The sequence below is a fragment of the Pigmentiphaga kullae genome (assembly GCF_004216695.1).
Lineage (GTDB): Bacteria > Pseudomonadota > Gammaproteobacteria > Burkholderiales > Burkholderiaceae_B > Pigmentiphaga > Pigmentiphaga kullae.
Genome location: NZ_SGXC01000001.1, coordinates 1814846 through 1827413, shown reverse-complemented (window position 1 = coordinate 1827413; position 12568 = coordinate 1814846). Strand labels below are relative to the sequence as shown.

Genomic DNA, 12568 nt, shown 5'->3' with positions numbered 1-12568 from the left:
TGTTCACCCTAAAAAGAGCCTCGCCCGCGCGGCCGCTTCAGAGATTTCCTTCGGCCCGCTCGCGCCGCTGCGCGGCCGCGGCGCGTATGCATTCGATCAACGCCCGCACCGCATGCGAAGGCACCGCGTCGCTGCGCAGCGTCAACCCGACCGAGGCCGAGGTGTGCTGCGTGTCGCAGGCCAGCCGCACCAGGCTGCCGGCGCGCAGGTCGTGCTCGACCACGCCCAGCGCGATCATCCAGACCGCGTCGGTATGGGCCACGTAGGACCGGGCGAAGGCATCGGACAGGGTCTCGATCGCCTCGCGCCCCACGCCCACGCCGTGCCTGACCATGTACGAATCGATGGTGTGGCGGATGGCCGTGCCCGGCAGCGGCACCACCATGCCGCAGGCAGCGATCTCTTCGGGCTCCACCCGGCGGGCCCGCGCCAGCGGATGCCCCGGCCGCGCCACCACCACGACCGGCTCCTCGTACAGGTGCTCGTACGACAGGCCCAGCATTTCCGAGGGCTCGGCCACGCGCCCCAGCACCAGGTCCAGTTCGCCCTGCTTGAGCAGCGCCAGCAGCCCGGCGTTCACGCCCGTGTGCACGCTGAGCCGCACCGACGGCCACTGGCGCTTGAACAGGCTGGCCGCCTGCGGTCCGATGGTGGGGGCGACGGTGGGCAGCGTGCCGATCGCGATGACGGCCACGTCGTCCCGCACGGCCGACGACACGTGGTCCAGGCCCTCGCGCAGCGTGCGCAGGCTGCTGCCGGCGTAGCCCAGCAGCACGCGCCCCTTGTCCGTCAGCGACGCGCCGCGCTTGCTGCGGACCACGAGCTGCGCCTGCACCACGTCCTCGAGCTCCGCCAGGGTCTTGGAGATGGCCGGCTGCGAGATGCCCAGCGCATCGGCCGCCTGACCCATGTGGCGGTACGCGGCGATGGCGACCAGGCATTGGAGGTGCCGCAGCTTGATGCGGCCCAGCCCCATGGTTATGCCGTGTTCCTGCATGCATCCTCTCCTGGTCAGCCCGAATCATAACCAAAAGGAAATCATCGCTTCTTATTTTTCATTTTTCATAACCAAAATAACTAAATACACTGCGGCAAAACATCAGCATCAGGAGCGAGACCATGCCCGTCCTTCGACCAGCCCTGCTGGCCGCCGCCATTCTTGCCATCTCTCCCTTCGCGCACGCGCAATCCGACTACCCGGCCAAGCCGGTACGCGTCCTGGTCGGCTCGCCGCCGGGGGCGCCCTCGGACATGGTCGCCCGCGTCCTGGCCGAGCGCCTGGGCAGCCGCTTCAAGCAGACCTTCGTGGTCGAGAACCGCGCCGGCGCCAACAACGGCCTGGCCGCGCAGCAGGTGGCCAAGGCCGCGCCCGACGGCTACACGCTGCTGGTCACGCCCGACACCGTGGTCACGGTCAACCCCTTCGTCTACAAGAAGATGGACTTCGACCCGCGCACCGACCTCGTGCCGGTTTCGCTGGTGGCCAACTTCAACCAGATGATGGTGTGCAACGCCGCGCTCAAGCTCACGTCCATGGAGCAACTGATCGCGCGCGCCCGGCAGACGCCGATGACCTATGCGTCCGGCGGCCAGGGCTCGCCCGGCCACCTCGCGGCCGAACTGGTCCTGAGCAAGGCCGGCGTCGCCATGACCCACGTTCCCTACAAGGGCCCCAGCCCGGCGATGACCGACGTCATGGGCGGCCAGGTCGACTGCGGCTTCCTGGCGACGCCCACCGTGCTGCCCAACGTCCAGGGCGGACGGCTGACCGCGCTGGCCGTATCCTCGGCCCGGCCCTCGCCCATGGCGCCCACCGTGCCGACCTTGCCGCAGGTCGGCCTGCCCAACATCGACGCCTCGTTCAACCAGTACCTGATGGCGCCCAAGGATACGCCGGCCGCCGTGGTGAAGGCGCTGCAGGAAGCCGTGGCGGCGGCCTTGCAGGAAGCGCCCGTGCGCCAGCGCCTGACTTCGCTCGACCTGACGCCGGTGGGCCAGGTGGGCGCGCAGGCCGCGGAAACGCTCAAGCGCGACACAGCGAAATGGGCCGAGGTGGTAAAACGCATCGATATAAGGGAATAGGCCTTCCCGGCTACTACACTACGGGGGCAGGCCGCCACGCAGCGGCCGCGCCGACAAGACATCCGCCTTCGGAGACCCCCCATGCCCGTATTCACCCGTCTGGCCGCCACCGGCATCGTTGCCACGCTTGCGCTGGCTGGCGCATCGCCCAGCCACGCCCAGGACTATCCCAGCCGCCCCATCCGCGTCATCGTTCCCTACTCGGCCGGCGGCGGCGCGGACAATGCGGCGCGGGTGATCGCTCAGCGGCTGGGCACCGCGCTGCGCACACAAGTCGTGATCGACAACCGGCCGGGCGCCAGCGGCATGATAGGCGCGCAGGCGGTGGCCCAGGCCGCGCCGGACGGCTATACCGTGCTGTACGACGCCTCGACCTACGCGGTGAACCCCGCGCTGCGCAAGATGCCCTTCGATCCGGACAAGGACCTCGTGCCCGTGTCGCTGGCGATCACGGTGCCGAACATCCTGGTCGTCCACCCCGACGCCCCCTACAAAAGCTTCAAGGAATTCGTGGACTACGCCCGCCAGCATCCGGGCAAGGTCAGCTACGCCTCGTACGGCGCCGGCAGCCCCGCCCATCTGGTGGGCGAACTGCTGAAGAACCAGGCCGGCATCGACATGCTGCACGTGCCCTACAAGGGCGGCGCCCCGGCCCTGGCGGACGTCATGGGCGGACAGGTGAACGCCTACTTCGCCAACGCCGCGTCGGGCCTGTCCTACGTCCAGTCCGGCCGCCTGAAAGCGCTGGCCGTCACCTCCGCCAAGCGCATGGCCGCGCTGCCCGATACGCCCACCATCGCGGAAAACGGCTTCAAGAACTTCGAAGTGCTGGAATGGAACGGCTTCTTCCTGCCCAAGGGCACGCCGGCGGCGGTGGTCGACCGCCTGGCGAAGGAGGTCAAGGCGGCGGTCCAGGATCCGGACACGCGCGCCAAGCTGAACAAGCTAGGACTGGACACCGTGGGCAGCACGCCGGCCGAGTTCGCCAGCTTCATCCAGGGGGAGACCCGCCGCTGGAAGGATCTGGCGACGGCGAACAAGATCACGGTGGAGTAGAAGCCCTCCAGGGCGCGATGCGGGATGGGACTCGGTCAAATTAGGCGTATCCTAGTCAGCTGATTTTTCTTCTCCTGTGTTAGAGCAGCATGGCTAGCCTGTCACGCGATGAACAGATCGCGGCACTGCGCCGGGATGGTCTGGTGGTGGTGCGCAATTTCCTGGATGACGATGCCTGCGCGGCGCTGCTGCAGATTGCGCGCGCGCAGCTCAATGCCCATATCGAGCCCATCGAGTACGAGGCGGACCTGGGTTATCCCGGCGCCCCGACCTCGCGCGAGGCCGACGGTGGGCGGACGGTGCGACGGCTGCTGGATGCATGGTCGCGCGACGAGGCCTATCGGCAGTACGCGACCTGTGCGCCCATCCGCGACTGGATGGCGGCGTATTTCGGCGAGCCGGCCAGGCTGTCGCTGGCCCATCACAACTGCGTCATGACCAAGCACCCGCGCTACGGCACGCTCACGGGCTGGCACCGCGACTTTCGCTACTGGTCGTTCCAGCGCGACGACATGGTCTCGATCTGGCTGGCCCTGGGCGACGAAGCGGACCGCAACGGCGCGCTGCACCTGGTGCCGGGATCGCACCGGGAAAGCTTCGATGCCTCGCGCTTCGACGAGCGCAAGTTCTTCCGCGACGACCTGCCCGCCAACCGCGCGATCATCGAGCGCGCCATCGTGCCGGAACTGCATGCCGGCGATGTGATGTTTTTCCACTGCAATACCCTGCACGCGGCCGATCGCAACGCCACGGACGAGGTGAAGTTCTCGGCGGTGTTCACCTATCACGCCGCCAGCAACCGTCCCCTGCCCGGCACCCGGTCGGCGGCCAAGGGCAGCATCAGCCTGGAAGGCGGCTGAGCCTAGCGCGCATGCGCGCGCGACTCCTGGGCCGCCAGTTCGTCGGCCAGCGCGCTGGCCTGCAGCAGGAACGGTGAACGGTCGTCCCGGCGGCGGCTCACGATCACCGGCGAGGTGAAGCCCGGGCTGTCCAGCGGCACATAGGCAATGTCTTCGCGCTGCAGGCGCTGCACCGACGCGGGCACCACGGTCACGCCCAGTCCGGCCGCGACCAGCCCGATGGCGGTCTGCAGTTCGTTGGCTTCCTGGACCACGTCCAGCCCATGGCCGGCCGCGCGGAACAAGCCCAGCACATGATCGGCATAGCTGGGCCGGGGGCGCGCCGGATACAGGATGAAGGGCTGCACCGCCAGTTCGGCCGCGCGCACCCCGTGCCGCGCGCGCCTGGCCAGCGGGTGCGAGCGCGCCACCACCGCTACCAGCGGCTCGGCCATCAGCACCTTGCGTTCGATATCCGGATCGTCGAACAGGATGCGCCCGAACCCGATGTCGATGCGCCCCGCCTTGAGCGCCTCCATCTGCTGCAGGGTCGTCAACTCGGACAGGCCCACTTCGACGTGCCGGTCCGCGCCCCGCAGGCGGCGTATCAGCTCCGGCACGAAGCCGTACAGCGTGGACGGCACGAAGCCCACGCCGAACCAGCGCCGCCCTTGCTGGCCGATGCGGCGCGTGGCCTCGGCGATTTCCTGGAAGCGCGCCGTCAATTGCAGCGAATGCTCGAGCAGGAAGCGGCCGGCCTCCGTCAATCGCAGCGATCGCCCCGTGCGCTCGAACAGGAGCACCCCGAGTTCGTCTTCGAGCGCACGGATCTGACGGCTGAGCGGCGGCTGGGCCATGTGTAGTTTCTCGGCCGCGCGCGTGACGTTCATTTCCTGCGCCACGGCCTGGAAGTATCGGAGCTGCTTGACGTCCATCGATACTTTTTTGGTATTGAAAACGCCGAATATAGTCTTGGACGCACGAAAAATCGAATCCCATACTGACTTCCCGAATCAAAACGAACCGGAAAAGTATGGTTTCCCCCTGCATCGAGTCGATCGAGGCCATCCTGGTCGACCTGCCCACCATCCGTGCCCACCAACTGGCGATGACGGTCATGAACGTGCAGACGCTCGTCATCGTGCGCCTGCGGTGTTCCGACGGCATGGAAGGGCTGGGAGAAGCCACCACCATCGGTGGGCTGAGCTATGGCGAGGAAAGCCCCGAGGGCATCAAGCTCGCCATCGACACCTACCTGGCCCCGGCGCTGCTGGGGCTGGATGCCTCGAACGTGCTGGCCGCGGCGCAGCGCATGAACCGGGTGGCGCGCGGCAACACTTTCGCCAAGTCGGCGCTGGAGACGGCGCTGCTCGATGCGCAGGGCAAGCGCCTGGGCGTGCCGGTCTCGACGTTGCTGGGCGGCGCCGTGCGCGATGCCGTGCCCGTGCTCTGGACGCTGGCCAGCGGCGATACCCGGCGCGACATCGAAGAGGCCGAGTCCCTGCTGGCCGCGCGGCGGCACGACACCTTCAAGCTGAAGATCGGCCGCCGCTCCGTGGCCGAGGACGTGGCCCACGTCTGCGCCATCAAGGAGGCGCTGGGCGCGCGGGCGCGCGTGACCGTGGACGTGAACCAGGCCTGGAGCGAATCGCAGGCGGCCACCGGCATTGCCCGGCTGGAAGCGGCCGGGGTCGACCTGATCGAACAGCCGCTGCCACGCGCCCATCGCGCCGGCATGGCCAGGCTGGCGGCGCGCTTCGTCGTGCCCATCATGGCCGACGAGGCCGTGCACAGCCCCGAAGACGCCATGGATCTCGCCCGCCAGGGCGCGGCCGACGTCCTGGCCTTGAAGATTTCCAAGTCGGGCGGCCTCTACGAAGTGCTGCGCACCGCCGCGGTCGGCGACGCCGCGGGCATGGCGCTGTACGGCGGCACCATGCTGGAAGGCAGCATAGGCACTGTGGCTGCCGCGCACGCCTTCGCCACGCTGCCCCGGCTGGAATGGGGCACCGAACTGTTCGGCCCCTTGCTGCTGGTCGACGACGTCGTCCGGCAGCGCCCCGCCTATCAGGAATTTTCGATGGCGCTGCCCACCGGACCAGGTCTGGGATTGGCGCTGGACGAAGAAAAACTCAGGCGCTATCGCCGCGATCGCTGAAGCGCCGCATCACCAGGAGAATCACATGTTGTTCCTCGTCCGCATGGATGTCCGCCTGCCGCCGTCCATGCCCAAGGAAGAAGCCGATGCGCTGAAGGCCACCGAGAAGGCCTATTCCCAGGGCCTGCAACGGCAGGGCAAATGGCCGCAGCTCTACCGCGTGGTGGGCGAATACGCCAACTACAGCATCTTCGACGTGGCCGACAACGACGAGCTGCATACCCTGCTGTCGTCGCTGCCGCTGTTTCCGTACATGCAGATCCACGTCACGCCGCTGGCCCGCCACCCCTCGTCCATCCACTGAACGCCCCCGGCGGCCCATCCGTATCTACTATTCATATCGGAGACAACGATGAAACCCTTGCACAAGACGACCGCCCTGGCCCTTGCCGCCCTGTCTGCCCTGCCGCTCGCCGCGGCCGCAGGCGACAATTATCCGGACCGTCCCGTTCGCTGGATCGTTCCCTTCCCGCCGGGCGGCGCCATGGACAACATCGCCCGCACGCTGGGCGAAGCCATGGGCAAGAGCCTGGGCCAGTCCTTCGTGATCGAGAACCGCGCGGGCGCTGGCGGCAACATCGGCGCCACCGCGGTGGCGCGCGCCAGGCCGGACGGCTACACCATCATGATCGTGGCCAACGGCATGGCGGTGAATCCCGCGCTGTATCCGGACATGGCCTACGATCCGGTCAAGGACTTCACGCCCATCTCGCTGCTGGCCGTCGTTCCCAACGTGCTGGTGGTCAATCCGCAGCGCATCCAGGCCAGGACCGTGCCGGAAGTCATCGCGCTGGCCAAGGCGCATCCCGGCAAGTACACCTATGCCTCGGCCGGCGTGGGCACCTCCATCCACCTGGCGGGCGAGCTGTTCGCCAAGATGGCCGGCGTGCAGATGCTGCACGTGCCCTACAAGGGCAGCGGCCCGGCGATCGCCGACATGCTGGGCGGGCAGGTCGACTACATGTTCGACAGCATCACCTCGTCCAAGCCGCACATCGACGCCGGCAAGCTCGTCCCCATCGCGGTCACCACCAGGAAGCGGTCGGCCGCGCTGCCCAACGTGCCGACGGTGGCCGAGGCCGGCCTGCCCGGCTATGAACTGACGCCGTGGTTCGCTGCCTTCGCCCCGGCCGGCACGCCGCCCGCCGTCATCGACAAGCTGAACCGGGCCATGCGCGACGCGCTCAAGACACCCAAGGTGCAGGGCACGCTGGCCTCGATCGGCGCCGAACCCATAGGCGGATCGCCCGCCGAGCTGCGCGACTACCTTGCATCGGAGATCAAGAGCGGGCGCGAGCTGATCGAGTCGCGCGGGATCAGGATGGAGTAAGGCGCAGGCGGGCCCTGCTCCCAAGGGCTGTTTCCGATGCGCATCCTCGCGCATAATGCGCCGTTCATCGAAGCGCAACCTGCGGAGACAGCCCATGAAAATAGAAACCCTGGCGGTACACGCCGGCTACAGCCCCGAACCCACGACCCACGCGGTGGCCGTGCCCATCTACCAGACGGTCGCCTATTCCTTCGACAGCGCGCAGCACGGCGCCGACCTGTTCGACCTGAAGGTGCCGGGCAACATCTACACCCGCATCATGAACCCCACGACCGACGTGCTGGAGAAGCGCGTGGCCGCGCTCGAAGGCGGCGTGGGCGCGCTGGCGCTGGCCTCGGGCATGGCGGCCATCACCTATGCCATACAGACCATCGCCGAAGCCGGCGACAACATCGTCGCGGCCAGTACCCTGTACGGCGGCACCTACAACCTGTTCGCCCATACCTTCCCGCAGCAGGGACTGGAGACGCGCTTCGCCGATCCGTCCGACCCCGCCTCGTTCGCCCCGCTGATCGATGCGCGGACCAAGGCCATTTTCTGCGAATCGGTGGGCAACCCGCTGGGCAACGTCACCGACATCGCCGCCCTGGCGGACATCGCGCACGCCCACGGCATCCCCCTGATCGTGGACAACACCGTGCCCAGCCCCTATCTGTGCCGGCCGTTCGAGCACGGCGCCGACATCGTGGTGCACGCGCTGACCAAGTACATGGGCGGCCACGGCAACAGCATGGCGGGCGCCATCGTGGACAGCGGAAAATTCCCCTGGGCGAAGCACAAGGACCGCTTCCGCCGGCTGAACGAGCCCGACGTCTCGTACCACGGCGTGGTCTACACCGAAGCCCTGGGCGAAGCGGCCTTCATCGGCCGGGCGCGCGTCGTGCCGCTGCGCAATACCGGCGCCGCGCTGTCGCCCTTCAACGCCTTCCTGGTGCTGCAAGGCATCGAGACCCTGCCCCTGCGCATGGACCGCATCTGCGACAACAGCCAGGCCATCGCCCAGTACCTGCAGGACCACCCCAAGGTGGGCTGGGTCAACTACGCCGGGCTGCCGGGCCACCCCGACCACCGTCTGGCCCGGCGCTACATGGGCGGGCGCGCCTCGGGCATCCTGTCGTTCGGATTGAAGACCGGCGGCCGCGAAGCCGGCGCCCGGGTGCTGGACGCGCTCAAGCTCTTCACACGGCTGGTCAATATCGGCGACGCGCGCTCGCTGGCCACGCATCCCGCTTCCACCACCCACCGCCAACTCGACGCCGACGAGCTGAAGAAGGCCGGCGTGAGCGAGGACATGCTGCGACTGTCCATCGGCATCGAGCACCTGGACGACCTGATCGCCGACCTGGACCAGGCGCTGGCCGCGGCCTGATCCGGGAACAAGGCAGCCCCAGGGCTGCCTGTTGCGACGGCTCAGGCCGCCGCGGGCGGCACGAAGGTCTGCCAGTACCCGGGGCGCGAGTCCTGGTCGGCGTAGGACGCCAGCCGGTCGGCCGCCACGCCCAGCAGGTCGGCGGCGCGCTTGCCCCGGCTCTGCACGTACTCGTCCAGTTCGCGCACGCTGCGCGCCAGCACCTCGTAGCCGCCGGTGAACACGGCCGAGGTCATCTCGGTGGCACAGGCGCCGGCCAGCAGGAACCGGGCCACGTCATGGCCGCTGCGCGCGCCGTTGGTGGCCAGCAGCGGATAGTCCGGCCCGAGCCGCCTGCGGCTCAGCGCCAGCCAGCGCGCCGTCAGCGGCAGCGCCCAGCCGCCGCCCAGCGCGGCGGAAGTGCCCAGCACGGGCGCTTCGGTGTCCAGGTCGGGCAGGAAGCCCATGAAGCGTCCCATCATCACGACCGCGTCCGCGCCCGCCTGTCTGGCCGCGTCGGCCAGGGCCGCGACGTCCTCGCTCTGCCCGGTCAGCTTGATCCACAGCGGCAGCCGGGTCGCGGCACGCAGCGTGCGGACGATGGCCGTGATGCGTTCGCTGCTGCGTTCCAGCACGATGGCGCCGCGCGCCGCTTCCTCGCCATGGGGCGCGCCGATGTTCACTTCCAGTACCCGCAGGCCCATCTGCTCGATGGCCCGCGCATAGCGCGCGCACTGGTCGAGATCGCTCAGGATCAGGCTGGGGATGACGTAGGCGCCCTGCGCCGCGGCTTCGCGATCCAGCGCGACCAGTTGCTCCATCCAGGGCTCGAACTCCAGTTGGATCAGGCCCGAGCGGCACAGCAGCTGCGCGTCCGCCGGCGGCGCGAAGTTCCAAGGCAGCCGGCGCCAGTCGCTGCCCAGCAGCGCGTAGTCGGTGCGGTCCAACTGCTGCTTGGCCGCGGCCGATTCATTGACGGACTTGGCGACCACGGCCCCCACGCCCGCCCGCAGGGCGGCGCGGATACCGTCGGCCGTCATGGTGTGTTCCCCCGATCCGCAGATCACGGGATTCTTCAAGGGCAGTGCCCCCACTGCCACTTCGAGTCTGGACATGGAATTCTCTTCGGATTGCGACGGGCACGCCCGGATCGCTTCAGTTCTTCCCGGCGCGGGCCAACCCCAGGCGCTCGTAGGAAACCCCGTTCAGGCGCTCGGTCAGCGCCGCCGCGGCCTGCTGCACCAGCTTGACCATTCCGGGGGGCGGCGGCGAAGGCACGTCCTTGCTCGCGCCGATCACGCCTATGATGCCCATCAGCTCGTCGCCCTTCTCGGCGCCGCGGAAAATGGGCGCGGCCAGCACGTTGATGCCTTCGAGCACTTCGCCGTTGGCTTCTTCGAACAGCCGCTCGCGTATCAGCGCCAGCCGTTCCAGGATGCGCGCCGGTTCGACCATGGAGCGGTCGGTATAGGCTTGCAGCTCGCGCCGGAGGATCTTGCGCTGCGTGGCGGGGTCGCAGTAGGCCAGCACGATCCGACCCTGGGCCGAGCAATGGTGCGGCACGCGGTTGCCGGGCTTGACGGTGATGCAGACCTGGTTGGTCGACTCCACCGACGAGATCACCAGCGCCGAATCCTCGGTGACCGCGGACAGCAGCGCCGTCTGGCTGGTCTGGTCGCGCAGCTGCGTCAGGTAGGGATCGGCGATCAGCCGCAGGTCGAACTGCTCGCCCGCGGCCGTTCCGTAGGACACCAGCTTGGCGCCCAGCCGGTATTTCTCGCTGACCAGGTCCTGTTCGACGACGCCGAGCTGCCGCAGGGAAGCCAGGTGCCGGTAGACGCGCGGCTTGGGCTCGTCGATGGCCAGCGCCAGCTCGGTCACGCCCAGCGGACGTCGCGCCGCGGCCAGTTGATCGAGTATCGTGAAGACGATGGCCACCGACTCCAGCAGCGCGGGTCCCGCCCCCTTGGCCGAGGTCGCGGGTGCTTCCGGTTCCGTCTTCTTTGCGGCGCTGGTCCTCATACCTCTCCTTAGATACCCATCAGGGCGGATGCGTTCGTGGAAGTCATTTTACGAACTTCCGCCTCGCCGTAGCCCAGGTCCAGGCAGGTGCGGATCACGTGGCGGAAACCGTCCACGATCCGCGGATTGCCCTGCTGGCCCAGATCCGACCCGAGTATGGTCCGGTCCACCGTGCCGGCCTCGATGATCTGGCGCAGGAACTCCGGCTCGTAGAACTTGAACTTGGAGCCGGGCACCCACATGCACATCGAATGCTCCATGTAGACGCCATCGCGCGCCAGCACCTTCATGTCGTCGAGCGTGGCATCCACCACGTAGGTGGGATGATTGACCAGCAGGCGCTTGACGCCCCGCTTGCGGGCCTCGTCGAACAGCGGCCAGATCTCCGAGATATGCAGGTGCCCCGCCGACAGCACCACGTCGGCCTCGGCGATCAGGTCGAGGATGTCCTTGACCTCTTCCTTGAGCTTGCCGTTGGCATCCAGCACCGTGAGCGGCACCGGATCGATCATCTTCTTCTTGGTCTGCGGGAATTTCTCGGTGAACTTGTGATCCTGCTTGTGATGGTCGATGTGGTTGGCCGACGAGAACGTCGGCATCCACACCAGGCGCGCGCCCAGCTTGATGCCGTGCTCGACCGCGTGCACGTTCAGGCCGCCCACCGCGTTGTTCAGCGGCACGCCCGACAGCATGAGCACGCCCAGGTTGCTGAAGTGCTTGTTCAGCAGATAGGTGACCGGGGTGGCCGAATAATAGTGGTCTTTCAGCAGCACGGCCTTCAGACCGGCCTCGGAAGCTTCCCGCATGGCCTCCAGGTGGTCCAGGTAGCGAGCCATCACCGACGGGCCGCTGTGGCAATGCAGGTCGATGGCGCCCCGCACGAGGTTTTCGACGCGGGGATCCAGCTCGGCGGCCGGTGTTGCGACGGCGGAAGTATTCATGGTTTGCACTCCGATGTTTGAAGAAAGGCCGCGGTCATATGCCCGTTCAGGCCCAGCGCGGCGGTACGCAGCCAGCTCTGGTCGGAGCCGATCACGAACAGACTGACGCCGCGGGCGGCGTAGGCGGCCAGCGCGCCGGCGTCGGGCAGGAAAATGCCCACGGCGACCCCGGCGGCCGCTCCGGCCTGGATCACCTTGTCGACCGCCTGCGCGACCAGCGGGTGATCGAGCTCCGCCACGCCATAAGAAACGGCCAGGTCCGCGCGTCCGATGAACAGGCAATCGACCCCGGGCACGGCGGCGATCTCGTCGATGTTGTCCACGCCCGCGCGGTCCTCGATCTGGCACAGCACGCTGGCGCCGGCATCGGCCTCCCGCATGTGGCGGGCCATGGGCAGCGCGCCGTATCCGCCCGAGCGCGGCGAATTGCTGTAGCCGCGGACACCGCTGGCGTAACGCGTCCGCGCGACGATCTCGCGGGCGCACGCGGCGTCGACCACGTGCGGCACCAGCACGCCCGCGGCTCCCATGTCCAGCACGCGCAGCACGCTGGAGGCGCCGGGATCGGGCAGGCGCACGACCGCCGCCGTGCTTGCGGCACGGGCGGCCAGCACACACTGGTCCAGCTGGGCCGGATCGAACACGGCATGCTCGGCATCGAGCACGACGAAGTCCAGGCCGGCGCCGCCGGCGATCTCGACGTGCTGGTACGCGGGCGTCTTGACGAACGTCCCGCCCAGCGGCGCGCGCTCGCGCAGGCGGGTGCGGAACGCCTGGTTCGCGGCGGCCATG

The 12568-nt window shown here is 68.3% G+C and carries 13 protein-coding genes; 7 read left to right on the top strand and 6 right to left on the bottom strand.

The features are described from left to right. Positions 1–37: 37 nt before the first annotated feature. A complete protein-coding gene (pcaQ, locus tag EV675_RS09000; RefSeq protein WP_130356928.1) occupies positions 38–997 on the bottom strand; it encodes a pca operon transcription factor PcaQ in 960 nt (319 codons plus the stop codon). 122 nt (positions 998–1119) lie between these two features. Between pcaQ and EV675_RS08995 the strand changes: the two genes are divergently transcribed. The 3 genes from EV675_RS08995 (at position 1120) to EV675_RS08985 (ending at position 3998) form a co-directional block, all read left to right on the top strand. Then, positions 1120–2082, top strand: a complete 963-nt coding sequence (locus tag EV675_RS08995) for a Bug family tripartite tricarboxylate transporter substrate binding protein (protein ID WP_130356927.1) — start codon at positions 1120–1122, stop codon at positions 2080–2082. An 81-nt stretch (positions 2083–2163) separates the two neighbouring features. Further along, on the top strand, positions 2164–3138 hold the full coding sequence (locus EV675_RS08990) for a Bug family tripartite tricarboxylate transporter substrate binding protein (protein ID WP_130356926.1): 975 nt from the start codon (positions 2164–2166) through the stop codon (positions 3136–3138). Between the two features lie 89 nt (positions 3139–3227). Beyond that, the gene (locus tag EV675_RS08985) at positions 3228–3998 is read left to right on the top strand and encodes a phytanoyl-CoA dioxygenase family protein (protein WP_130356925.1); all 771 of its coding nucleotides are present in this window, start codon (positions 3228–3230) and stop codon (positions 3996–3998) included. 2 nt (positions 3999–4000) lie between these two features. Here the strand turns inward: EV675_RS08985 and EV675_RS08980 are convergent, their stop codons facing one another. Continuing rightward, a complete protein-coding gene (locus EV675_RS08980) occupies positions 4001–4912 on the bottom strand; it encodes a LysR family transcriptional regulator (protein WP_130356924.1) in 912 nt (303 codons plus the stop codon). A 98-nt stretch (positions 4913–5010) separates the two neighbouring features. Between EV675_RS08980 and EV675_RS08975 the strand changes: the two genes are divergently transcribed. The 4 genes from EV675_RS08975 to EV675_RS08960 all read left to right on the top strand — a co-directional run bounded on the left by EV675_RS08975 (position 5011) and on the right by EV675_RS08960 (position 8834). Then, positions 5011–6135 carry a muconate/chloromuconate family cycloisomerase gene (locus tag EV675_RS08975; protein WP_130356923.1) on the top strand — a complete coding sequence of 375 codons (1125 nt, stop codon included), beginning with the start codon at positions 5011–5013 and terminating at the stop codon, positions 6133–6135. A 25-nt stretch (positions 6136–6160) separates the two neighbouring features. Beyond that, the gene (gene catC, locus EV675_RS08970; RefSeq protein WP_130356922.1) at positions 6161–6439 is read left to right on the top strand and encodes a muconolactone Delta-isomerase; all 279 of its coding nucleotides are present in this window, start codon (positions 6161–6163) and stop codon (positions 6437–6439) included. Positions 6440–6487: 48 nt separating this feature from the next. Next, positions 6488–7465 (top strand): tripartite tricarboxylate transporter substrate binding protein, encoded by a 978-nt coding sequence (locus EV675_RS08965; RefSeq protein WP_130356921.1) that lies wholly within the window; start codon positions 6488–6490, stop codon positions 7463–7465. A 94-nt stretch (positions 7466–7559) separates the two neighbouring features. Further along, on the top strand, positions 7560–8834 hold the full coding sequence (locus tag EV675_RS08960; RefSeq protein WP_130356920.1) for an O-acetylhomoserine aminocarboxypropyltransferase/cysteine synthase family protein: 1275 nt from the start codon (positions 7560–7562) through the stop codon (positions 8832–8834). Positions 8835–8875: 41 nt separating this feature from the next. On the opposite strand, the gene EV675_RS08955 is transcribed toward EV675_RS08960, so the two are convergent. The 4 genes from EV675_RS08955 to EV675_RS08940 are packed head-to-tail and all read right to left on the bottom strand — an operon-like array spanning position 8876 to position 12567. Continuing rightward, positions 8876–9928, bottom strand: a complete 1053-nt coding sequence (locus EV675_RS08955) for a beta/alpha barrel domain-containing protein (protein WP_130356919.1) — start codon at positions 9926–9928, stop codon at positions 8876–8878. A 40-nt stretch (positions 9929–9968) separates the two neighbouring features. Beyond that, on the bottom strand, positions 9969–10835 hold the full coding sequence (locus EV675_RS08950; RefSeq protein WP_130356918.1) for an IclR family transcriptional regulator: 867 nt from the start codon (positions 10833–10835) through the stop codon (positions 9969–9971). 8 nt (positions 10836–10843) lie between these two features. Further along, entirely contained in the window at positions 10844–11776 is a 933-nt protein-coding gene (locus EV675_RS08945; protein ID WP_130356917.1) for a DUF6282 family protein, read from the bottom strand. Beyond that, complete coding sequence (locus EV675_RS08940) at positions 11773–12567, bottom strand: HpcH/HpaI aldolase family protein (protein ID WP_242621365.1); 795 nt, start codon at positions 12565–12567, stop codon at positions 11773–11775. The genes EV675_RS08945 and EV675_RS08940 overlap by 4 nt, the downstream gene beginning before the upstream one ends. Position 12568: the final 1 nt, after the last annotated feature.